The sequence below is a fragment of the Nocardioides kribbensis genome, from assembly GCF_015070375.1.
Lineage (GTDB): Bacteria > Actinomycetota > Actinomycetes > Propionibacteriales > Nocardioidaceae > Nocardioides > Nocardioides kribbensis.
In genome coordinates this window covers 69,375-91,650 of record NZ_JADCLL010000008.1, presented here as the reverse complement: position 1 = coordinate 91,650, position 22,276 = coordinate 69,375, and the positions used below count along the sequence as shown (strand labels likewise).

General features: G+C 77.5%; 20 protein-coding genes. 6 read left to right on the top strand and 14 right to left on the bottom strand.

The features are described 5' to 3' along the window. Positions 1-9: 9 nt before the first annotated feature. The 7 genes from IR170_RS16510 to ssd all read right to left on the bottom strand — a co-directional run bounded on the left by IR170_RS16510 (position 10) and on the right by ssd (position 5,433). Positions 10-402, bottom strand: coding sequence for an Rv3654c family TadE-like protein (locus tag IR170_RS16510; RefSeq protein ID WP_193665897.1), 393 nt, complete (start codon positions 400-402; stop codon positions 10-12). Further along, positions 399-773: a TadE family protein gene (locus IR170_RS16505; protein ID WP_056863196.1), complete on the bottom strand. Its 375-nt coding sequence runs from the start codon at positions 771-773 to the stop codon at positions 399-401. The genes IR170_RS16510 and IR170_RS16505 overlap by 4 nt, the downstream gene beginning before the upstream one ends. Then, the gene (locus IR170_RS19650; protein WP_227489460.1) at positions 770-1,342 is read right to left on the bottom strand and encodes a DUF4244 domain-containing protein; all 573 of its coding nucleotides are present in this window, start codon (positions 1,340-1,342) and stop codon (positions 770-772) included. The genes IR170_RS16505 and IR170_RS19650 overlap by 4 nt, the downstream gene beginning before the upstream one ends. A 143-nt stretch (positions 1,343-1,485) precedes the next feature. Beyond that, a complete protein-coding gene (locus IR170_RS16495) occupies positions 1,486-2,238 on the bottom strand; it encodes a type II secretion system F family protein (RefSeq protein ID WP_193665895.1) in 753 nt (250 codons plus the stop codon). Further along, the gene (locus IR170_RS20440; protein WP_193665893.1) at positions 2,235-3,077 is read right to left on the bottom strand and encodes a type II secretion system F family protein; all 843 of its coding nucleotides are present in this window, start codon (positions 3,075-3,077) and stop codon (positions 2,235-2,237) included. Before IR170_RS20440 ends, IR170_RS16495 begins: the two co-directional genes overlap by 4 nt. Then, on the bottom strand, positions 3,074-4,342 hold the full coding sequence (locus IR170_RS16485; protein WP_193666114.1) for a TadA family conjugal transfer-associated ATPase: 1,269 nt from the start codon (positions 4,340-4,342) through the stop codon (positions 3,074-3,076). The genes IR170_RS20440 and IR170_RS16485 overlap by 4 nt, the downstream gene beginning before the upstream one ends. A gap of 5 nt (positions 4,343-4,347) precedes the next feature. Then, positions 4,348-5,433 (bottom strand): septum site-determining protein Ssd, encoded by a 1,086-nt coding sequence (gene ssd / locus IR170_RS16480; RefSeq protein WP_193665890.1) that lies wholly within the window; start codon positions 5,431-5,433, stop codon positions 4,348-4,350. A 148-nt stretch (positions 5,434-5,581) separates the two neighbouring features. Here ssd and IR170_RS16475 point away from each other — a divergent pair, with 148 nt between their 5' ends. Further along, positions 5,582-6,370, top strand: coding sequence for an HAD family hydrolase (locus IR170_RS16475; protein ID WP_193665888.1), 789 nt, complete (start codon positions 5,582-5,584; stop codon positions 6,368-6,370). A 358-nt stretch (positions 6,371-6,728) separates the two neighbouring features. Here IR170_RS16475 and IR170_RS16470 read toward each other — a convergent pair whose 3' ends face one another. Further along, positions 6,729-7,457, bottom strand: a complete 729-nt coding sequence (locus IR170_RS16470; RefSeq protein WP_193665886.1) for an oxidoreductase — start codon at positions 7,455-7,457, stop codon at positions 6,729-6,731. 93 nt (positions 7,458-7,550) lie between these two features. Here IR170_RS16470 and IR170_RS16465 point away from each other — a divergent pair, with 93 nt between their 5' ends. Genes IR170_RS16465 through IR170_RS16445 form a run of 5 tightly spaced genes read left to right on the top strand, consistent with a single transcriptional unit; the run spans position 7,551 to position 12,466 of the window. Then, a complete protein-coding gene (locus IR170_RS16465; RefSeq protein ID WP_193665884.1) occupies positions 7,551-8,579 on the top strand; it encodes a class I SAM-dependent methyltransferase in 1,029 nt (342 codons plus the stop codon). Continuing rightward, entirely contained in the window at positions 8,576-9,700 is a 1,125-nt protein-coding gene (locus tag IR170_RS16460; protein WP_056903223.1) for a sensor histidine kinase, read from the top strand. The genes IR170_RS16465 and IR170_RS16460 overlap by 4 nt, the downstream gene beginning before the upstream one ends. Before the next feature lie 20 nt (positions 9,701-9,720). Further along, a complete protein-coding gene (locus IR170_RS16455; protein ID WP_193665882.1) occupies positions 9,721-10,497 on the top strand; it encodes a LytR/AlgR family response regulator transcription factor in 777 nt (258 codons plus the stop codon). Next, positions 10,494-10,913: a DUF485 domain-containing protein gene (locus IR170_RS16450; protein ID WP_193665880.1), complete on the top strand. Its 420-nt coding sequence runs from the start codon at positions 10,494-10,496 to the stop codon at positions 10,911-10,913. The genes IR170_RS16455 and IR170_RS16450 overlap by 4 nt, the downstream gene beginning before the upstream one ends. Further along, on the top strand, positions 10,910-12,466 hold the full coding sequence (locus IR170_RS16445; RefSeq protein WP_193665878.1) for a sodium/solute symporter: 1,557 nt from the start codon (positions 10,910-10,912) through the stop codon (positions 12,464-12,466). Before IR170_RS16450 ends, IR170_RS16445 begins: the two co-directional genes overlap by 4 nt. A gap of 10 nt (positions 12,467-12,476) precedes the next feature. On the opposite strand, the gene IR170_RS16440 is transcribed toward IR170_RS16445, so the two are convergent. The 6 genes from IR170_RS16440 to IR170_RS16415 all read right to left on the bottom strand — a co-directional run bounded on the left by IR170_RS16440 (position 12,477) and on the right by IR170_RS16415 (position 22,275). Continuing rightward, positions 12,477-13,208, bottom strand: coding sequence for a sirohydrochlorin chelatase (locus tag IR170_RS16440; protein ID WP_193665876.1), 732 nt, complete (start codon positions 13,206-13,208; stop codon positions 12,477-12,479). A gap of 1,313 nt (positions 13,209-14,521) precedes the next feature. Then, positions 14,522-15,697, bottom strand: coding sequence for a uroporphyrinogen-III synthase (locus IR170_RS16435; protein ID WP_319805130.1), 1,176 nt, complete (start codon positions 15,695-15,697; stop codon positions 14,522-14,524). Continuing rightward, a complete protein-coding gene (gene nirD, locus IR170_RS16430) occupies positions 15,694-16,044 on the bottom strand; it encodes a nitrite reductase small subunit NirD (protein WP_193665874.1) in 351 nt (116 codons plus the stop codon). Before nirD ends, IR170_RS16435 begins: the two co-directional genes overlap by 4 nt. Continuing rightward, complete coding sequence (gene nirB / locus IR170_RS16425) at positions 16,041-18,644, bottom strand: nitrite reductase large subunit NirB (protein ID WP_193665873.1); 2,604 nt, start codon at positions 18,642-18,644, stop codon at positions 16,041-16,043. The genes nirD and nirB overlap by 4 nt, the downstream gene beginning before the upstream one ends. Continuing rightward, entirely contained in the window at positions 18,641-20,107 is a 1,467-nt protein-coding gene (locus IR170_RS16420; RefSeq protein WP_193665871.1) for an FAD-dependent oxidoreductase, read from the bottom strand. Before IR170_RS16420 ends, nirB begins: the two co-directional genes overlap by 4 nt. Beyond that, on the bottom strand, positions 20,104-22,275 hold the full coding sequence (locus IR170_RS16415; RefSeq protein WP_319805129.1) for a molybdopterin oxidoreductase family protein: 2,172 nt from the start codon (positions 22,273-22,275) through the stop codon (positions 20,104-20,106). The genes IR170_RS16420 and IR170_RS16415 overlap by 4 nt, the downstream gene beginning before the upstream one ends. Between the last annotated feature and the right edge of the window lies 1 nt (position 22,276).

Here is a 22,276-nt window from a genome sequence, read left to right as displayed (position 1 = left end):
GCGCCCGCGTCAGGCCGGGCCCGCGCGGGCGACGCCCACGGGATCGGCGGACCGGCCCAGCCACCGCGGCCCGCGCACCAGCGCCTCGACCTCCACCTCGGCGCCCGTGACCGTGCACCGCACGGCCTCGGCGCCGTTGTCGCCCGCCACCCGGGCCGCCGCGGAGCAGGCGTCCGCGCCCTGCTGCAGGGCGCCGGCCCCGGCGAGCGCAGCGAGGTCGGCGGCGGCCTGGGCCGAGCGGTGCGCGGCGAACACCGCCCCCACCGTGCCCAGCGCCGCCGCCACCAGGAGCAGCACCCCGAGCAGGGCGACGCCGAGCACCGTGGCCGCACCGCGCTGACCCCGATCCCCCCGTTCGGGCGCGACCGGCCCGCCGGCGGGCCTCGTGACCGGGACGGTCACACGCCCACCTCCACCGCGGCGACCGCATCGGCGGCCACCTCCGCGCCCGGCAGCGACCCGACGACTCCCCCCGGGCCGTCGAGTCGCGCGGTGACGGTGACGGTGACGGTGTCACCCGAGCGGACCACCGAGACGGTGGCGCCGCTCGGAGCCACCCGGCGCGCCGCTGCCACCGCGGCCGCCTCGCCGTCGCCCCGCGCCGCCACCCGCGCTCCCTCCCGGGCCGCGTCGACCACGCGGACCTGGCCCAGCACCAGCGAGAGCACCCACACGAGGGCCGCGGTCACGGCCACCATCGCCGGCAGGACCATCGCGGCCTCGGCGGTCACGGCGCCGCGCTCGCCGCGTCGGGGCGACGGCTCCCGGCTCATCCGATGCCCAGCAGCCCGAGCACGTGGTCGAAGAGCCGGGTGAGGAGCTGGTCGCCGAAGCCACCGGTCAGCATCTTGTAGAGCAGCCCGGCCAGGCCGGCGCCCGCAGCGGTGCCGACGGCGTACTCCGCGGTGGTGATGCCCGCCTCGGGGGCCGCAACGCGGGTGCCGGCCGGCGACGCTGCCGGGGACCCCGCCGGGGACGCTTTCGCGGACGCTTCCGTGGACGCGGCGTCCGGACGGGTGCCGGGCACGGCGTAGAGCGCCGGCCGGCGACGGCGGCCGGTCCGCGAGACCGGCCACGGGCCGGGGCGGTCGACGCCCGGGCGCGCCAGGCGGAGGGCCCGGGGCGGCCGAGGCGCCGACGCGGGGGCGGTGCCGGAGACGGGGGCCGCGTCGCCGACGGCGGTGCCGGAGACGGGGGCCGCGTTGCCGACGGCGGTGCCGGAGACGGGGGCCGCGTTGCCGACGGCGGTGCTGGCTGCGGTGCCGGCGGCGGGGCTGGCGGCGGTGCTGGATCCGGGGACGGGGCCGGCAGGGGCCGTGTGGTGCTCGGCGGTCGTGGTCATCTCTCTCCTCGCGTCGTGGCGCCGCGGGCGCGGCGCCGTGTCTCGACCCTGCCGCCGCCGACGCCTGGCGGTGCGGCCCGCGGCCGAGGCTGTGGAGGGCCCGGCCGCAGGGTGGTCGTGTGCAGAGTTGGTGGTCAGGTCGCTCACCAGGCGAGGCTCTCGAGCAGGCCCGCGACGACCGGCACGATCCCGACGAGGAGGAAGGCCGGCAGCAGGCACAGGCCCAGCGGGGCCGCCGCCCGGACGCCGACGGCCCGGGCGCGGTCCTCCACGTCGGCCCGGGCGGAGCGCGCCAGCTCCTCCGCGAGCCGCTCGACGGCGGCGACCACCGGGGCGCCCGTCTCGTGGGCCCGACCCAGGGCCCTGCCCAGAGGGGCCAGGTCGGCGTCGGCGGTGACGAGGCGCCAGACCTCGCCCGGGTCGAGGCCCAGGCGCAGGCGGTGCACCGCCGGCTCCAGACGCTGGGCGGCGGGCCCCGGGAGCGCAGCGGTCGCGAGCTCCACGGCGGCCCCCGGCGAGGCACCGGCCCCCAGCGCGGAGCCCACGAGCGCCACGAGGTGGGGCAGCTCGCGCCTCACCGCCTCGCGCTCGAGTCGGGCGGGCGCCGGCTCGGCGCGCCCGACGCCGACCCACACCGCCGCGCCCACGGCCGGGGCCAGCACCGCGCCGGCCGTGCCGGACACGAAGGACCAGGCCCCGACGGCGCCGAGGAGCGACCAGAGCAGACGGTGACGGTGCAGCCAGCCCACACCCGACGCGCCGCCGGCGGCAGCAGCGGTCCCCGCGGGGCCGCCCCACGCGTCGCCGGAGCACGGGTCGGGAGGCCGCGCCGGGCTCGGCAGCAGCAGCGCCACCGCCGCCGCTGCGGCGAGGGCCGCGAGGAGCCCGGGCGTCACCGGCCCTGCTCCACCGACCGGGCGATGGTCTCGACCCAGGCCACACCGGCCAGGGCGCAGGTCACGCCGGCGGCCAGGCAGGCCAGGCCGACCGGCTCGCCGAGCAGGAAGCCCCAGGGGTCGCCGCCGGCACCCGACCCCATGGCGAGCGCGAGGAGCGGCAGTGCGGCGACGAGCTTGACGGTGGCCCGCACCGAGGCGAGCTCGCCGCGGACCACCCGCTCGGTGGAGCGCACGGCGCGCAGGTCGACCGCGACCCGGTCGACGGCGGCGGCCAGACCCACACCGGTGCGGTGGGCGACCTGCCACGCCGCGGCCAACAGGCGCAGGTCACCGGCGCCCGGCTGCCGCGCGACCGTGCGCCACGCCTCGGCGACGTCGGTGCCCAGGCGCAGGCTCTCGGCGACCGGGGAGAGGGCCGACCACTCCTGGGCGGCGTGGCCGAGGGCCAGCACCGGCGGCCGCCCGGCCGCGAGCTCGGCGGCGAGCCGCTCGCAGGTCTCCAGCACCCGGGTGGAGGTGCGGTGCGCCTCGCGGGCGGCGCGGCGGGCGGCCCAGAGCCGGGCCGTGGCGCCCGCGGCGCCGGCGAGCACCACGGCCAGCGCGACGGCCGCGGGGCCCAGCGAGGCGGCGAGGAGGAGCAGCGCCACGACGCCGACGCAGGCCGGCACGACCCGCCCGGGCGTCGCCCGCCCCGCCCCGCCCCGCGCGGTCGCGACCCGGGGCCGCGGAGGCAGCAGGAGGGCGACGGCGAGCGCGGCGGACACGGCGGCGAGGCACGCCACCGCGGCCGCCGGCGCACCGTGCGCCACCCAGGTGGCGGGGCCGGCGCTCGTCACGGCCGCGACCCGGGCGCGGACCCCGCGCCGGGGTCGGCGTCAGGGTCGGCGTCAGGGTCGGTGAGCAGGGCGGCGAGACGGTCGGCCGCAGGACCCTCCACCAGGTCGCGGTCGCCGTGCGGCGCAGGTGGCCCCAGCCGGGCCGCGACCTGCATCCGCACGATGCCGTCGGCGCCGCGGTCGGGCACCGCCACCTCGACCAGCCGGCGCACCCCGTCGCCACCGCGGCGCAGGTGGAGGACCAGGTCGATGCCCGAGGCCAGCTGGCTGTGGGCCGCCTCGCGGCCGAGCCCGGCCGCGAGGGCCAGCGCCTCGACCCGCGCCGGCACGTCGGTCGCGGAGTTGGCGTGCAGCGTGCCGCAGCCGCCCTCGTGGCCGGTGTTGAGGGCCGCCAGGAGGTCGACGACCTCGGCGCCCCGGACCTCGCCGACCACCAGCCGGTCGGGCCGCATGCGCAGGGCCTGACGGACCAGCTCGCGCACCTCGATGCCTCCGACGCCCTCGATGTTGGGAGTGCGCGCCTCGAGCCCCACGACGTGGGGATGGACGGGACGCAGCTCGGAGGAGTCCTCGACCACGAGCAGCCGCTCGGCGGGGTCGACGAGGGCCAGCAGGGCGGCCAGCAGCGTGGTCTTGCCCGAGCCGGTGCCGCCGGTGACGAGGAACGCCCGACGCGAGGCCACCACGGCCCGCAGCAGGTGGGCGGCGTCGGGACCGACCGCGCCGGCGGCCTGCAGGGCGTCGAGGTCGAGGGCCCGGCGGGAGGGCACGCGCAGGGAGATGGTGGTGCCGGGGCGGGCCACCGGGGAGAGCACGGCGTGGAAGCGGGTGCCGTCGAGCAGCCGCAGGTCGGCGCAGGGGCTGGCGTCGTCGAGACGGCGACCGGCCAGCGCGGCCAGGCGCTGGGCGAGGCGTCGCACCGCCTGGTCGTCGGGGAAGCGCACCCCGGCGGGCTCGAGACCGGCCCCGCGGTCGAGGAACACCTGGTCGGGGCCGTTGACCAGCACGTCGGTGACGCCCGGGACGCGCAGCAGGGGCTCGAGCGGCCCGGCACCGACGACGTCGCGGCGCAGCGCGTCGTGCACGGCGAGGACCGTGGCGTCGCCGACCGGGCGCCCCGTGGCCCGCAGCGCCTGGGCCACGCGGTGCGGGGTCAGCTCGCCGGGCTCGGCGGCCAGCCGCTCGCGCACCGCCTCCACCGTCTCGGCCGGTGGCGCGCCCACCTGCGGGGCCTGGAGCCCGGTCACTCCGGTCGTGCCGGTCATGCCGGTCATGGCGTGGCCCTCGTCCGCAGCGGGGCGGGCACGGCGCCGAGGACCTCCCCCATCGGCCGGGCCAGCGGGCTGCGCCGCCCGTGGACCGGCCCCAGGCCCAGGTCGCACCACTCGCGCAGCCGGCGCACCTCCGGCACCACGGCGAGCACGGGCAGGCCGGTCGCGCGGGTCACCTCCGACGCCGTCAGGGCCCGGCCCCGCACGACCAGGGCCACCCCACCGGCCTCGCCCGTCACACCCCCACCGCCGGCCTCCGCGGCCAACCGGTCGCACAGCCGCGCCGCGGCGGTGACCCCGGGCACGGTGGCGCTCACGACCACCACGACGAGGTCGCTGCGGGCCCTGACCTCGCCGGTGGTGGCGTCGAGGACGCGCGGCAGGTCGACGACGACGGTGTCGTGCCCGCGACGCGCCGCCGAGACCACCTCGCGCACCGCGCCGGGATCGAGCGACTCGGCCCGGCCGGCGGCCCAGCCGAGCACCCCGAGGCCCTCGCGCCGCGGCAGCGCCTCGCGCAGCGCCCGCGAGCTCAGCCGGCCCGTGGTCTCGGCCACGGAGCCCCAGCGGACCCCGGCCGCCCGCTCGAGGCCCAGCACCCGGTCGGCGCCGGGACCCAGCGGGTCGAGGTCGACCACGAGCGACGTGCCGGCCGCGGCCGCCACCTGACCCAGCGCGCAGGCCACCGTCGTGGCGCCCGCCCCACCCGAGCCGCCGACCACCGCGATCGTGCGCCCCGGCGAGGCCCGCCCCTCCCCCAGGTCGGTCAGCACCTCGGTGAGCCGCCCCGGGGCGGCGCCGACCGCGAGCACCGACTCCGCCCCCAGCTCGAGGGCGGTGCGCAGACCGGCAGGTCCGACGTCGTCGAGGGCGAGCACGTGCACCTGCCCCCGCCGGTCGGGCCCGAGCCGGGCCAGCTGCGGAGCCAGGTCGACGCCCACCAGCACGACCGGGGCGGTCGACCAGGCCCGCAGGGCGCCGGCCACGTCGTCGGTCGTGTGGGGCCGCGCGCCCGCCGCGGCCGCGAGCCGGGCGACCTCGTCGAGCAGCAGCGGGTCGCGGGTGAGCAGCAGGGGTGCGTCCATGCCGGCGAGCCTCGCCCGCCGTCACGCCGTACGCCGCGCCTGCGGCCACCGCTGTGGACAGGGCCGCGCGCCGGCCGCCCTGGGGACGACTCGTGGTCACCCGTGGCACTCGCCCGCGCGCCGCCCGCGGGGTCCCTATGCTGGAGCCATGCCGGGAGCGGCCTTCTTCGACCTCGACAAGACGATCATCGCCAAGTCGAGCGCCATGGCCTTCACCAAGCCCTTCCAGGCCGGGGGCCTGATCTCCCGGCGCGCCGTCGTGCGCTCGGCCTACGGCCAGTTCGTCTACCTGACCGGCGGCGCCGACCACGACCAGATGGAGAAGATGCGGCACTTCATGTCGCAGCTGGTCGCGGGGTGGGACGTCGCCACGGTGCGCGAGATCGTCGCGGAGACCCTCCACACCATCGTCGACCCGTTGGTCTACGAGGAGGCGGTCGGCCTCATCGAGGAGCACCACGCCGCCGGGCGCGACGTGGTCATCGTCTCCACCTCCGGCAGCGAGGTCGTCGAGCCGATCGGGGCCATGCTGGGCGCCGACCTCGTGGTGGCCACCCGGCTGGAGGAGGTCGACGGCCGCTACACCGGCGAGATCGCCTACTACGCCTACGCCGAGGAGAAGGCCGCCGCCATCCGCGCGCTGGCCGAGGAGCGCGGCTACGACCTCGCGGCCAGCTACGCCTACAGCGACTCGATCACCGACACCGCGATGCTCGAGGCCGTGGGCCACCCGCACGCCGTCAACCCCGACAAGGACCTGCGCCGCATCGCGGTCGCCCGCGACTGGCCCGTGCTCGTCTTCACCCGACCCGTGGCCCTGCGCTCGCGGCTGCCCGGCGGTCGCTCGACGCTCGCCGCGCTGGCTGTCACCGGGGTCGTCGCGGTGGGCGGCGCGGTCTGGGCCGGCACACGCCGTCGGCGACCTACCGCCGGGTAGGTCTTGTGCTCCAGGTCACACCGGCGTACACATGGAGTCACGAGGCCAGCAGGAGCGGGAAGGCCTCACCGGCCCGGCAGGACGGGGTCGGGACACCTCAACAGAGACGTACACGCGGTCCGGGGTACCCACGCGGCGATCCACCCTTCTTATGGGCGCATGCCAGCGGGACACTCCCGCAGCAGCAGTAGTGATGCACGCCTGGTAGCCGGCGGCTCGCGTGTCAGCGGTGGCACCCAGGTCGATCGATGGCCCGGGTGCCACCTGCATGTCCGGGCCCTGACGGGCACGTCTCCGGGCGCCCCGCGACGCTGCGCCTCCGGTCGCCTCCGGTCGCCTCCGGTCGCCTCCGGTCGCCTCAGGTCGCCTCACGGCGCAGCGGGCTCGCCTCGGCGCCCGCGGCGTAGGCCTCGGCGGCGTAGAGCAGCCAGGAGTGGACGCCGGCCTCGCCGCCGTCGCGGTAGCCGCGCAGGTTGGACTCGTAGGCCTCGCGCAGGGCGAGGTGGCCGGCCTCGGGCACGACCAGCGACTTCTCGTCGACCCCGCGCGCCACCAGCACCAGCCGCTCGGCCGCCCGCGCCACGACCCCGTTGTGGGAGGCGAAGGGCGCGGAGGTCGCGAGGTCGGCGTGCACCACCGCGGCCACGACCAGCGCCGGGGCCGCGGTCTCGGCGGTGAGCAGCGTCGCCAGCGCCCGCAGCCGCTCGGCGGCCGCGGCGTCGCGCGGGCGGCCCCGCTCGTCCTCGGGCAGCGAGCCGGCGGAGGCCAGGGTGTGCACCCGGGCCAGGGCCTGCAGCGGCGTGCGGCCCAGCGCGGGCACGAGCGCGAGCAGCTCGGAGGAGACCCGCACCGCGTCGGCGGCCACCGCGTCGCCCTCCCCCGCACGCACCTCGGCGAGCGAGGAGCCCGAGCCCTCCAGCACCGCACTGGCGTGGGCGCCGCGCAGCAGCGACTCGGCCGTCGTCTCCGGGGACGTACGCCGCAGCCCGCGGTCGCGCAGCATCACGTCGATGCCGTCGCGGGCGGCGACGTAGGCGCTGGGCACGCCCTCGAGCGAGGTCAGCCAGGCCAGCGGGTCATCGGTCACGGGCGCGAGGCTACCGGCCCGCGCGGGCCCGGCCGCGTCGCAGGGGACGCCGGCGGGGACCACGGAGGGCCGGCAGGGGATATCGTCGCTGCGATGGCCGACCACCCCGCAGCCCCGCACCCGGACCGCACGCCCGCCCGGGCCTTCGGCACGGTCGCCGACGCCTACGACCGCGGCCGGCCCGGCTACCCCCGCGAGGCCGCCGCGTGGCTCACCGACCTGGGGGCCGGCGACCCGGTGACCGTGCTCGAGGTCGGCGCCGGCACCGGCAAGCTCACCGAGCAGCTGGTCGCGCTCGGTCACGACGTGCTGGCCACCGACCCCGACCCGGAGATGCTCGCCGTGCTGGGGCGGCGCCTGCCCGACGTGCGCACCGCCGTCGCCCCGGCCGAGGACCTCCCCCTGCCCGACGCCTCGGTCGACGTCGTGGTGTGCGCCCAGGCCTTCCACTGGCTCGACCCCGAGGTCGCGCTGCCCGAGATCGCCCGGGTGCTGCGCCCCGGCGGCCACCTGGCCCTGGTGTGGAACGAGCGCGACGAGCGCATCCCGTGGGTGCGCCGGCTGGGCCGCCTGCTCGGCGGCGGGCAGCGCGGGGAGTCCCACCGGGCGCTCGTGCACTCCCCGCTCTTCGGCTTCGTCGAGGACCGCGCCTTCCGCTCCTGGCAGACCCTCAACCGCAGCACGGTGCAGGACCTCGCCCTCTCCCGCTCCCACGTCGCCACCCGCGACGACACCGGGCGCGAGGAGCTGCGCGCCCAGGTGCTCGCCTTCTACGACGACTACGGCCGCGGCATGGACGGCATGCAGCTGCCCTACGTGGTGCAGTGCTTCCGCGCCGGCGTCCTCGAGCGCCGCGTCGTCGTCGCCGACGAGCCCGCGCACGCCGCGCCCCCGACCGGCCACGGCACAGCCGACCCCCACGGCGCCGCCGACGGGCCCACCGAGCCCGACGCCACCCACCACGCCACCCACCACGCCACCGCCGACGCCACCCCCGACGCCATGGGGAGCCACCTCGTGGTCACCACCGGGAGCTTCCCGGCCGTGACCGACGTGACCAAGGCGCCCGACTCGGCCGTCACGGTCGACGAGGACACCGTGCTCCTCTTCGACTTCCGGTGAGGCTGCGACGCCGGCGCCACCTCGGCACCGACGCCGACCGCACGACCTTCCGCACCCTGCACACCGCGTCGCTGGCCGGCCCCGCCCTGCGCGAGGGGCTGCACCGCGCCAGCGCCGAGCGCAGCATCCGCCACCTGCACGCGCTGCTCGGCGCGCCCGCCCTCGCGCTCACCGACTCCGCCGTGCCCGCCGAGGTCCTGGCCTGGGAGGGCAGCGGCGCCCACCACCAGGGCCAGCTGCCGGCCCTGGTCGCCGAGACCGTCGAGCGGGGCGCCACCCGGGTCTTCGAGCGCTCCGACCTGCCCTGCGACCAGCCCGGCTGCCCGGTGCGCAACGCGGTGGTCAGCCCGCTGCTGGTCGAGGAGCGGGTGGTCGGCACGCTGGCGACGTTCACGGCGTACCCCACCGCCGGGCTGGCCCGGGCCACCGACGAGGTCGCCCGCTGGGTCTCGGGGCAGCTGGAGCTGGCCGAGCTCGACGCCTCGCGCACCCGGCTGATGGAGGCCGAGGTGCGCGCGCTGCGGGCCCAGATCAGCCCCCACTTCATCTACAACTCCCTCGGCGCTATCGCCAGCTTCGTGCGCACCGACCCCGACCGGGCGCGCGAGCTGCTGCTGGAGTTCGCCGACTTCACCCGCTACTCCTTCCGCCGCCACGGCGAGTTCACGACGCTGGCCGAGGAGCTGCGCTCGGTCGAGCGCTACCTGCTGCTCGAGCAGGCCCGCTTCGGCGACCGGCTGCGGGTGACCCTGCGCATCGCGCCCGAGGTGCTGCCGGTGGCCGTGCCGTTCCTGTGCATCCAGCCGCTGGTCGAGAACGCCGTGCGTCACGGCCTCGAGGGCCGCGAGGGCGGCGGCCACATCAGCATCGTGGCCCTCGACCGCGGCCAGGAGTGCGTCATCGAGGTGGAGGACGACGGCGTCGGCGAGGACCCCGCCCGGGTGCGACGGGCGCTGGCCGGCGACGGCAGCCTCGACTCGGTGGGCCTGGGCAACGTCGACGGCCGGCTGCGCGCGGTCTACGGCGACGACCACGGCCTGGTCGTCGAGACCGCCGCCGGCGCCGGCACCAAGGTCACCGTGCGGGTGCCGAAGTTCGCCCCCGGGGTGCACGTCCGGTGACCGGCCAGGGGACGGGCCAGGTGACCGGCCAGGGAGCGGCGCCGGCGCTGGCGCGGGTGCTGGTGGTCGACGACGAGCGGCCCGCGCTCGACGAGCTGCGCTACCTCCTCGAGCGCGACCCCCGCGTCGGGGAGGTGCTGACCCGCGACTCCGCCACCGCCGGGCTGAAGGTGCTGCAGGAGACCGAGGTCGACGCGGTCTTCCTCGACATCCAGATGCCCGGCCTCACCGGCCTGGAGCTCGCGCAGGTGCTCGGCCGCTTCCGCACCCCGCCGCCGGTCGTCTTCGTCACCGCCCACGAGGCCCACGCCGTCGACGCCTTCGACCTGCGCGCGGTCGACTACGTGCTCAAGCCCGTGCGCGCCGAGCGACTCGCCGAGGCCGTGCGCCGCGTCGTGGACGGCGCCGACCGCACCGGGACCGTCGCCGACCTGCAGGTGCCGGTCGAGCTGGGCGGGGTCACCCGCTTCGTGGCCCGCTCCGAGATCACCCACGTCGAGGCCCAGGGCGACTACGCCCGCCTGCACACCACCTCGGGCGGCTCCCACCTCGTGCGGACCCCGCTGTCGACGCTGGAGGAGGAGTGGGCCGAGGCCGGCTTCGTGCGCATCCACCGCTCGCTGCTGGTGGCGCTGGCCCACGTGGCCGAGGTCCGCACCGAGGCCGGCCGCTGCACCGTGCGGGTCGGCCCCGCCGGCGGTGGCGCCGAGGGCTCCGGGCCGGGTCCCGAGCTGGTGGTCAGCCGACGCCACACCCGCGAGCTTCGCGACCTGCTGCTGCGGCGGGCCGGCTCGTGAGCGAGGCCCGCCCGCCGCGGGTGCGGGTCACCGGGCCGCCGCGGCGGCGTACGACGGGCGGGGCGGAGCGCGCCCGCCGCGACCCCGGGCCCGACGAGCGGCTGGCCGGACTCTACCTCCGCTCGCTGCTGCGCGAGCAGCTGTGGCTGGCCGCGCGCACCCTGCTGGTGCTCGTCGGGGTGCTCGGGTCGCTGCCGCTGCTCTTCCACCTGGCACCCTCGCTGGGCCACCGCAGCTGGCTGGGCGTGCCCCTGCCGTGGCTGCTGCTCGGCGTGGCGGCCTACCCGTTCCTCGTCGGGCTCGCCTGGCTCTACGTGCGCCGCGCCGAGCGCAACGAGGTGGCCTACGGCGACCTCGTGCGCGGCACCGCGCCCGCCGCCCCGTCCCCCGACGGGCCCGAGGGGGACCCGCGGTGAACGCCGCACCCGGCATCGTCGCGATCGTCCTGGTGACGGTGGCGACCCTGGCCATCGGCACCTGGGGGCTGCGCTTCTCCCGCACGACCAGCGACTTCTTCGTGGCCTCGCGCACGGTGCGCCCGGGGCTCAACGCCTCGGCCATCGGTGGGGAGTACCTCTCGGCCGCCTCCTTCCTCGGCGTGGCCGGGCTGCTGCTGACCTTCGGCGCCGACATGCTCTGGTACCCCGTCGGCTGGACCGCGGGCTACCTCGTGCTGCTCGTGCTCGTCGCCGCCCCCCTGCGCCGCTCGGGGGCCTACACGCTGCCCGACTTCGCCGAGGCCCGGCTGGGCTCGCGGCGGGTGCGCTCGACCTGCTCGCTGCTGGTGGTCGTGATCGGCTGGCTCTACCTGCTGCCGCAGTTCCAGGGCGCCGGGCTCACGCTGACCTCCGCGGTCGGCGCCCCGGGCTGGGTGGGCCCGGTCATCGTCGGCGCGGTCGTGCTGGTCAACGTCTCCTCGGGCGGCATGCGCTCGATCACCTTCGTGCAGGCCTTCCAGTACTGGCTCAAGCTCACCGCCCTGCTCGTGCCCGCGGCCGTGCTCGTCGTGGTGTGGCTCGGCGACGGCCGGCCCACGGGCGGCTCCTCCGGCGGTGCGGCCGGGGCGGACGCCGGGGCGGGCCCGGCCTTCCCCGACCTGGTGTCGTGGTCGCAGCCGCTGGCCGAGGGCGGCGGGCAGGGCCTCTACGTCACCTACTCCCTCATCGCGGCCACCTTCCTCGGCACGATGGGCCTGCCCCACGTGGTGGTGCGCTTCTACACCAACCCCGACGGCCGGGCCGCGCGCCGCACGACGCTGGTCGTGCTCGTGCTGCTGAGCGCCTTCTACCTCGTCCCGCCGGTGTACGGCGCCCTGGGCCGGGCCTACGCCCCGGCGCTGGCCGCCGCAGGCCGCTCCGACGCGCTGGTGCTCGAGCTGCCGCGGATCGTGCTGCCGGGACTCGGCGGCGACGTCCTGACCGGCCTGGTGGTGGCGGGGGCGTTCGCGGCCTTCCTGTCGACCTCCTCGGGGCTGTCGATCGCGGTGGCCGGCGTGCTCAGCCAGGACGTCACCGGGCGGGCCTGGGGCGGGCGCCGCCTCGACGGGGTCACCGCCTTCCGGGTGGCGGCCGTCGTCGCCGTCACCGTGCCGTGCGCCGTGGCCCTGCTCGGCCCCGAGGTCGGCGTCGCCTCCACCGTGGGCCTGGCCTTCGCGGTGGCCGCCTCGACCTTCTGCCCGCTGCTCGTGCTCGGCATCTGGTGGCCCGGTCTCACCGCCGCGGGCGCCGTCGCCGGCCTGGTCGTCGGCGGCCTCGGCTCCGGCACCGCCGCGCTGGTGACGCTGCTCGTCGACGTCGACCCCGGCTGGCGGGCGGTGCTGCTCGAGCAGCCGGCCGCCTGGTCGGTGCCGCTGGCGGTGGGCGTCATGGTCGGCACCAGCCTGCTCACCCGGGCCTCGCGCCCCGCCCACGCCGGCGCCTTCCTCGTGCGGCTGCACACGCCCGAGGAGTCGGCGTACCCCCGGGGCTGAGGGGGTCGGGCTAGGCGGGCTGCTCGATGCGGGCCAGGGCGCGGGCGCGCCGGGCCACCAGCTCGACGAGCCGCGGGTGGGGCCCGATGACGTCGGCGACCAGCGCGGCTCCGGCCTCGCGGCACTCGCGGGCGGCCCGGTCGGCGAAGAACCCCGGCGAGAGCAGGTACGGCGACACCACGTCGCCGGGCCGCACGACCTCGGCCGGGCGACGGCCCAGCGCGGTGAGGGTGGCCACCTCGACCGCCACGGGCGGGGGCGCCCCGGCCGCGCCGGCCGCCTCGGCCCAGGCCTCGCCGAGCAGCTCGGCGGCCCGGGTCAGGTCGCGGGTGGCCAGCGGGTCCGAGGAGCCCGCGGCGACGAGCACGAGCCGCCCGACCTGCCGCTCCTCCGGCCGCGCGCCCGCCTCCCGCAGCCGCTCCAGCTGTGCGGCCGCGACCAGCCGGTGCGGGCCGAAGGGGCGGCCGAGCACCAGCGGACCGCCGGCGGCGCGGGCCATGCGGGGCAGGTCCTGGCGCAGGTGGAAGCCGGTCGACAGCAGGAGCGGCACGACCAGCGTCGGGGTGGCCGAGGCCGCCACGACGTCCTCGAAGAGCGGCTCGCACAGCTCGACGTAGGAGCAGACGGCCTCGAGGCCGAGCTCCTCGCCGGCGGCGTCGGTCAGCAGGCGGGCGATCTCGTTGCCGCCGCCCTTGCGGGTGCCGTGGGCGACGGTCACGAGGCGGGCGTCCATGCCGCTCATCGTGCCACCCGACCCCGCAGCCGGGACGCTCCTGTGGCTCGTCGAGTCGTGACCCGTCGGGGTGCGAGTGGTCGGCGGGGGTCTCGGGCGCACCCGGCCCCGGACGGTCGGTCACCGCGAGCCCTGCCGACCCGCCACGCGGGGCCGCCCCGCGCCCCCGGCCGGCCCGCCCGAGAAGTGGCGGCACACGACCGGTCGAGGACCGCCGCAGCTGTCGTCTCCCGCCACTTCCGCACGATCGGTCACCGCGAGCGCTGCCGACCCGCCACGCGGGGGTCGCGTCACGTCCCCGGCCGGCTCGGCCGAGAAGTGGCGGCGTACGACAGGTCGAGGACCGCCGCAGGTGTCGTCTCCCGCCACTTGCCGCCGCGCCCGGGTCCACCGCCTGCTGCGCGTGCCCGCACGATCGGTCAGCGCGAGCGCTGCCGACCCGCCACGCGGGGCCGCCTCGCGTCCCCGGCCGACCCGCCCGAGAAGTGGCGGCGAACGACCAGTCGAGGACCCCCGCAGGTGTCGTCTCCCGCCACTTGCCGCCGCGCCCGGGTCCACCGCCTGCTGCGCGTGCCCACACGATCGATCACCGCGAGCGCTGCCGACCCGCCACGCGGGGCCGCGTCACGTCCCGGCCGGCCCGCCCGAGAAGTGGCGGTGAACGACCGGTCGAGGACTGCCGCAGCTGTCGTCTCCCGCCACTTCCGCACGATCAGTCACCGCGAGCGCTGCCGACCCGCCACGCGGGGGTCGCGTCACGTCCCCGGCCGGCCCGCCCGAGAAGTGGCGGCGAACGACAGGTCGAGGACCGCCGCAGGTGTCGTCTCCCGCCACTTGCCGCCGCGCCCGGGTCCACCACCTGCTGCGCGTGCCCACACGATCGATCACCGCGAGCCCTGCCGACCCGCCACGCGGGGCCGCCTCGCGTCCCCGGCGCCGACCCGTCGAGAAATGGCGGCGAACGACCAGTCGAGGACCGCCGCAGGTGTCGTCTCCCGCCACTTGCCGACGCCGACTACCGGGCCGCCCCACGGCCGAGTCGGCGGGCGGGTCAGCAGGTCGATCCCCGGGCCGGTCACCGCGCCAGGCACAGGGCCGGGCACAGAGCCGGGGACCCCGGGGTGCCGGCGTCCCGTGACAGCGCCGCCCGCGCGTCTCGGACCGCCTCGATCGGGTCGGGCTCGGCGCGACGACGAAGCGTGGCGCGTCCGGGACGGTCGAGCTGCTTCACGGCCTCGTCGCGGCGTTCGACGTGTCGCGCCAGGCCGGCGCCATGACCGCCGCAGCCCGGCACCCTCAGGCGGCGAAGGGAGGCCCCGCAGTCAGCCCACGGCCAGCCGGTAGCCGCGCTTGACCACGGTCTGCACGGCCTTGGTGCCGATGCCGGCGCGCAGGCGGGCCACGGCCATCTCCACGGCGTGCTCGGAGCCGGCGGTGCCGCTGGGCAGCATGGCCAGCAGCGCCTGGCGCGAGACGACGTTGCCGGGGTTGGCGACCAGGGCGTGCAGCACCGCGGTCGGCGCCGGCGAGAGCCTGACCTCGACCCCGTCGAGGAGCACGCCGTCGCCGTGCAGCAGCAGCTGGCGCCCACCCACCAGGTCGACGGCCAGGCCCGAGGAGCGCGAGGGCAGCTCGGTCTCGAGCTGCTTGACCATCGCGACCAGCCGCGAGCGCTCGGGGAAGAGCGTCGGCACGCCCCACATCTCGAAGGCGGCCGAGGTGACCGGGCCGACGCAGGAGGCCACGACGTCGGCCTGGAAGGCGGTGACGACCTCGTCGCGCCGGCCCACGACGCCCGCGGCCTCCATCAGGGCGGCCACGGCGGGCGCGGAGGTGAAGGTGACGGCGTCGAGGGCGCGGTCGGCGATGAGGTCGACCATCTTGAACATCGGGCCGGGGTCGTCGGCGGCCAGCACGCGGTAGACGGTCACGGTGGTGACGTCGGCGCCCTGGCGACGCAGCGCGTGGGCGACCATCGACAGCGACTGGCCGTGCTCCTGCACCACGATGCGGCGCCCGGCGAGGTCGCGTCCGCGCAGGTGCTCGAGCACGTCCTCGAAGCACTCCGACTCCGGGGCCCACAGCTCGCGCAGCCCGCGGCGCCGCAGCGCGCCCACGCTCTTGGGGCCGCGGGCGAGGATCTCGGAGGACCTCAGGGCGGCGAGCAGCTCGTCGAGCAGGCCCCAGCCCTCGGCGGCCTCGAACCACGCCTTCATGCCGATGCCGGTGGTGGCCAGGAAGACGTCGACGGGGCGGGAGAGCACCTCGGCGGTCTGGGCCCGCAGCTCGGCGTCGTCGACCTGGTTGGGCTCCAGCGAGAGCGCCGGGGCCCACTCCACGCGGGCGCCGCGACGCTCCAGCAGCGCGACCTGCTCGTCGACCTTGCGGGCGGCGGTCACGCCGATCCGGTAGCCGGCCAGCGGCGCGGCCGCATCGGGCGGCTCGGGCGGCTCGGCCGGCTCGGGCGGCTCGGGCGGCTCGGGCAGCTCGGGTGTCACGGACCCTCCCTCTGCGGGCCGACCAGCACCACGCCGCGGTCGACCCTGACGTCGTACGTCGGGACCCGGACGGCCGCGTCGTCGAGGCACTGCCCGGTGCGCAGGTCGTAGGCCTGCTTGTGCAGCGGCGACGCGACGCACGGGACCTCCCCCCGCGTGCCGACGATGCCGCGGGCGAGCACGGAGGCCCGCCCGAGGGGATCGTAGTTGCCCAGCGCGTGCACCGTGTCGTCGTGGGTGCGGAAGACCGCGACCGCCGCGCCCCCCACCAGCGCCGCCACGCCGCCCTCGACCTCGATCTGCTCCAGGCGGCAGACCGCCGTCCAGGTCGCCTCCGGCGCGCTCACCGGCCGGCCCCGACCGTCTCGGGGCTGCCCGGGCCGCCCGGTCCCACGGGGATGCTCGCGCCGAGCAGCACCGGGCCCTCGCTGTCGGCCGGGGCGACCTGGTCGCGCTCGCTGCGGAAGGTGATGTGGGGGTCGGGGGTGTCGGGGGCGTTGACGAAGGAGACGAAGCGGGCCAGCTTGTCGGGGTCCTCCAGGGTGGCGCGCCACTCGTCGGAGTAGCCCTCGACGTGGGTGGCCATCGCCGCCTCGAGCTCGCTGCCGAGCCCGAGCACGTCGTCGACGACGACCTCGCGCACCCGGTCGAGGCCGCCGTCGAGGGCGTCGACCCAGGGGGCGGTGCGCTGGAGCCGGTCGGCGGTGCGGATGTAGTACATGAGGAAGCGGTCGAGGTAGCGCACCAGCGTCTCGGTGTCGAGGTCGCCCGCGAGCAGCCGGGCGTGCACGGGGGTGGCGCCGCCGTTGCCCGCGACGTAGAGGTTCCACCCCTTCTCGGTGGCGATGACGCCGAAGTCCTTCGACCGGGCCTCGGCGCACTCGCGGGCGCAGCCGCTCACCCCGCCCTTGAGCTTGTGCGGGGAGCGCAGGCCCCGGTAGCGCTCCTCGAGCATGATGGCCAGCGTCGTGGAGTCCTGCACGCCGTAGCGGCACCAGGTCGAGCCCACGCAGGACTTCACGGTGCGCAGCGACTTGCCGTAGGCGTGCCCGGACTCGAAGCCGGCGTCGACCAGGCGGGTCCAGATCGCCGGCAGCTGCTCCATGCGGGCGCCGAAGAGGTCGATGCGCTGGCCCCCGGTGATCTTGGTGTAGAGCCCGAAGTCGCGGGCGACCTCCCCGATCACGATGAGCTTCTCCGGGGTGATCTCGCCACCGGGGATGCGGGGCACGACGGAGTAGGTGCCGTTGCGCTGGATGTTGGCGAGGTAGGCGTCGTTGGTGTCCTGCAGCGTGCGGCGCTCCGCGCCGAGCACGTGGTCGCCGAGCAGGCTGGCCAGGATCGAGGCCACCGTGGGCTTGCAGACGTCGCAGCCGCGGCCCGTGCCGTGGGCGGCGACGACGTCGTCGAAGCGGGTGTGCCCGTGCACGGCGATCACCTCGAAGAGCTCCTGGCGCGAGAGCGGGAAGTGCTCGCACAGGCTGCGGTCGACGCTGCGCCCTCGGGCTGCGAAGAAGTCCTCCACGACCTTCTTGACCAGCGGCTTGCACGACCCGCAGGTGGCGCCGGCGCGGGTGCAGGCGGTGACGCACGACGGGCTGTCGCACGAGCCGCCCTCGCCGACCGCCTCCTCGATCTGCGCGCGGGTGACGTCGTTGCAGGAGCAGACCTGCGCCTCGGGCGGCAGCCCGATCTCGGCGCTGCCGCGGCCGCTGGGCAGGATGAGGTCCTCGGGGTTGTCGGGCAGCGCGATGCCCGGGTTGGTGGCGGTGGCCACCATCGGGCGCAGCACGCCGTAGGCGCTGGCGTCGCCCACGAGCACGCCGCCGAGCAGGCGCCGGCCGTCCTCGGAGACGACGAGCTTCTTGTAGACCCCCGCCACGGCATCGGCGTAGACCAGCTCGAGGGCGCCCTCGGTGGTCGCGAAGGCGTCGCCGAAGGAGGCCACGTCGACGCCCATCAGCTTGAGCTTGGTCGACATGTCGGCGCCGGTGAAGGCTCCCGGGCCGCCCAGCAGGGCGTCGACGACGACCTCGGCCATCGCGTAGCCCGGCGCGACCAGGCCGTACATCCGTCCCGCCGGGGCCGCGCACTCCCCCACCGCCCACACGTGGGGGTCGGAGGTGCGGCACCGCTCGTCGACCAGCACGCCGCCGCGCTCGGCGACGTCGAGACCGGCCGCACGGGCCAGGGCGTCGCGCGGGCGGATCCCGGCCGAGAAGACCACGACCTCGGCCGGCAGCGGCTCGCGGTCGCGCAGCCCGAGGCCGACCACGCGGCCGTCCTGGCCGAGCACCTCGGTGGTCATCGCGCCGGTGTGCACGCCCAGCCCCAGGCCCTCGACGTGGCGGGTCAGCACCGCGCCACCGGCGTCGTCGACCTGCACGGCCATGAGCCGCGGCGCCATCTCCACCACGTGGGTCTCCAGGCCCAGCTGCGCCAGGGCGTTGGCCGCCTCCAGCCCGAGCAGCCCGCCGCCGACGACCGCGCCCACGCGGGCGGTGGCGGCCGCGTCACGGATCGCCTCGAGGTCCTCGATGGTGCGGTAGACGAAGACGCCGTCGAGGTCGGTGCCGGGGATCGGCGGCACGAAGGGGGCGGCGCCGGTGGCGAGCACCAGCTCGTCGTAGGCCAGCTCCTCGCCCGCGGCGGCACCGCCGAGCACGAGCGTGCGGGCACCGGTGTCGACCGACTCGACGGTGGTGCCGAGCAGCAGCCGCACCCGGGGGTCGTCGTACTCCCCGGTCGGGAGCAGCGAGAGCTCCTCGGCGCCGCGCTCGAAGAAGGAGGTCAGCGCGACGCGGTCGTAGGCGGCGCGCAGCTCCTCCCCGACCACGACCACGTCGTGGGTCTCGGTGAGGCCCCGCTCGACGGCGGCCTGCACGAAGCGGTGGCCGACCATGCCGTGGCCGACGACCACGAGGGTCCTGCGGTGGTGAGCCATCATGCTCGGGTTCCTTCCAGGGTGGTGCTGGGTCGGGTGGCGAGGAGCTGTCGCACGGCGGGCGCGCAGCCGCCGCAGCCGGCGGTGGCGCGGGTGGTGTCGCGGACCTGCTCGAGGGAGCCGCAGGCGCGCACGCGCCCGGCGCTGACGCCGGCGCACGCGCACACCTCGGCGTCGTCGGGCAGGGAGGCCGCGCTCGGGGTCGCACCCGCGCCGGGTCGCTCGCCGCGCAGCAGCGCGCCGGGCTCGCCCGGCGAGAGCACCGTGCCGCGGTCGTAGTACTGCGTGAGCAGGCCGATCCGGCTCAGGTCGCCGACGAGGGTCGCGGCCACGAGCACGCCGTCGCGCACGACGAGGCGGCGGTGCGAGCCCGCCACGGGGTTGGTCAGCTCCACGACCTCGCCCTCGGCGGTCTCGGGCTCGCCGAGCACCGCGACGTCGAGGTCGGTCGCGCGCAGCCGCGCCACCGTCCGCGACCCCTCGTACGCCGGGAGCGTGCGGCCCGGGCGCGGGTCGGCTCCCCCGGCCGCGCCACCGGCCCCGGCCAGCTCGTGGGCCAGGACCTCGGCCAGCACGCCGGCCTGCTCCCAGGCGGGGGCGACGAAGCCGGTGGTGCGATCGCCGCGCTGGGCGCAGTCGCCGATCGCGTGCACGCGGGGGTCGCTGGTCCGCAGCCGCGCGTCGACGACCACCCCGCGTCGCACCGCGAGGCCGGCCGACCGGGCCAGCGCGACCGAGGGACGGCCGCCGGCGGTGAGCACGACGAGGTCGGTGCCGAGGGTGTAGCCGTGGTCGAGCACGAGCCCCGCGGGGGTCAGCCGCACGGCGCGGGTGCCGGTGTAGACCGCCGTGCCGAGCCGGCGCAGGTCGCGGGCCAGGATCGCGCCCGCCGGTGCGCCCACCTGGCTGCGCAGCAGGTGGTCGCCGCCCTCGACGACCTCGACGTCGAGGCCGCGCACGCCCAGGGCGCGGGCCACCTGGAGGCCGAGCAGCCCGCCGCCGACCACGACCGCGCGGCGCGCCGACGCCGCGGCGCGGCTCAGCCGCAGGGCGTCGTCGAGGCTGCGGAAGGCATGCACGCGCTCGTCGAGGCGTCCGTCCATGCCGACCAGCCCGCGCACCGGCGGCAGCGTGGGGATGCTGCCCGTGGCCAGCACCAGCCGGTCGTAGCCGAGGCGGGTGCCGTCGACGAGGCCGACCTCGCGGGCGTCGCGGTCGACCTCGAGCACCCGCGCGCCCGTGCGGAGGTCGACGCCCCGGTCGGCGTACCACTCCAGGCCGCGCAGGGTGAGCGCGTCGGCGCGGTGGGTGCCCTCGAGCAGCGCGGAGAGCAGGATCCGGTTGTAGGGCGCGTGGGGCTCGTCGCCGAGCACGGTGATCCGGGCGCCGGTGTCGCGGGCGAGCAGCTCCTCGACCAGCCGGGTCGCGGCCATGCCCGACCCGACCACCACGACGCGTGCGCTCATGCGGGCACCCCCGCGGCGGCCCGCTCCCGCACGGGCGCCTGCGTGGACGAGACGTCCGGCGTGGGGTCCGGTGACGCGGCGAGCCCCACCGCCGCGGCGCACGCCTTGAACTCCGGCATCCGGCTGGAGGGGTCGAGCGCGTCGTGGGTGAGCCGGTTGGCGCCGACCCAGTGGAAGGGCACGAAGACGGTGTCGGGGCGGATGGAGTCGACCACGCGCGCCGGCGCGCGCAGCGACCCGCGGCGGGTGGTGACGACGACCGGCTCGCCGTCGGCGGCGCCGATCCGGGCGGCCAGCAGGGGGTGCAGCTCGACGAAGGGCCCGGTGTCGGGCAGGTCGCGGATCCGGCGGGTCTGGGCGCCGGACTGGTACTGCGCGAGCACCCGCCCGGTCGTCAGGTGCAGCGGGAAGGCGGCGTCGGGCTGCTCGACGGGGCCACGGTGCTCCACCACGCGGCAGCGCGCGCGGCCGTCGGGGGTGGCGAAGCGCTCGGCGAACAGGCGCGGCGTGCCCGGGTGGGGCGCGCGACCCTCGGGCACGGCGGGGCAGGGCCAGAAGACGCCCTGCTCGGCGCGGACCCGCTCGTGGGTGATCCCGGAGTAGTCGGCGCGACCGCCGGCCGAGGCGCGGCCGAGCTCGGCGAAGACCTCGGCGGCGTCGGTGCCGAAGGGCACCGGGGAGCCCAGGCGGGCCGCGAGGTCGGCCAGCAGCTCCAGCTCGTCGCGCACGCCGGCGGGCGGGGCCACCGCGCGCTGGCGCAGCACGACCCGGCCCTCGAGGTTGGTCATCGTGCCGGTCTCCTCGGCCCACTGGGCCACGGGCAGCACGACGTCGGCGCGGGCCGCGGTCTCCGAGAGGACGAGGTCGACCACCACCAGCAGGTCGAGGGCGTCGAGGCGCTCGGTCACGTGGTCGGCGTTCGGCGCCGAGACGACCGGGTTGCTGCCGGTGACCAGCAGCGCCCGCGGGCCGCCCTCGGTGCCCAGCACCTCCAGCAGCTCGTACGCCGAGCGCCCCGGCCCGGGCAGGGTCTCGGGCGCCACGCCCCAGACGCCCGCGACATGGGCGCGGGCCGCAGGGTCGTCGATCATCCGGTAGCCGGGCAGCTGGTCGGCCTTCTGGCCGTGCTCGCGCCCGCCCTGGCCGTTGCCCTGGCCGGTGAGGCAGCCCCAGCCCGAGGCGTCGCGCCCGGGCAGCCCGAGGGCGAGGGCGACGTTGATCCAGGCCAGCACGGTGTCGGTGCCCTGGGCGTGCTGCTCGGCGCCCCGGGCGGTGAGCACGACGGCCCGCTCGGCGTCGGCGAGCAGCCCGGCCAGCTCGCGCAGGTCCTCCGCGGCGACGCCGGAGACCCGCTCGACGCGCTCGGGCCACCAGCCGGCGACCGAGCGCCGGACGTCCTCGAAGCCGGTGGTGCGGGTCGCGACGTACTCCTCGTCGACCGCGCCGGCGCCGTCGAGCAGGTGCAGCAGGCCCAGCGCGACGGCCAGGTCGGTGCCCGGCAGCGGCTGGAGCACGAGGTCGGCGCGCTCCGCGGTGGCGGTGCGGCGCGGGTCGAGCACGACGACGCGGCCGCCGCGCTCGCGCAGCCGGTCGAGGTGGCGGGCGGCCGGCGGCATGGTCTCGGCGAGGTTGGAGCCCACGAGCACGACCAGGTCGGTGCGCTCGAGGTCGGCCAGCGGGAAGGGCAGCCCGCGGTCGAGGCCGAGGGACTGGTTGGCCGCGGAGGCCGCGGAGCTCATGCACCAGCGGCCGTTGTAGTCGATCTGGCTGGTGCCGAGCGCCACCCGGGCCAGCTTGCCCAGCTGGTAGGCCTTCTCGTTGGTGAGCCCCCCGCCGCCGAAGACCGCGACCGCGTCGGGCCCGCTCTCGGCCTGGAGCGCCCGCATCCGGGTCGCGACCAGGTCGAGCGCCTCGTCCCACGACGCGGTGCGCAGCTCGCCGGTGGCCCCGTCGCGCACGAGCGGGCTGGTCAGCCGCTCGCGGTGGCCGCGCAGCCCGGTCGCGGTCCAGCCCTTGCGGCACAGCGCGCCCTCGTTGACCGGGAAGTCGGCCCACGGCTGCACCTGCAGGGTGCGACCGGAGCGCTCCAGGGTCATGCCGCACTGCAGGGAGCAGTAGGGGCAGTGGGTGCGGGTGCCCGTGGCCGGGCCGGCGGGAGGGGTGCTCACG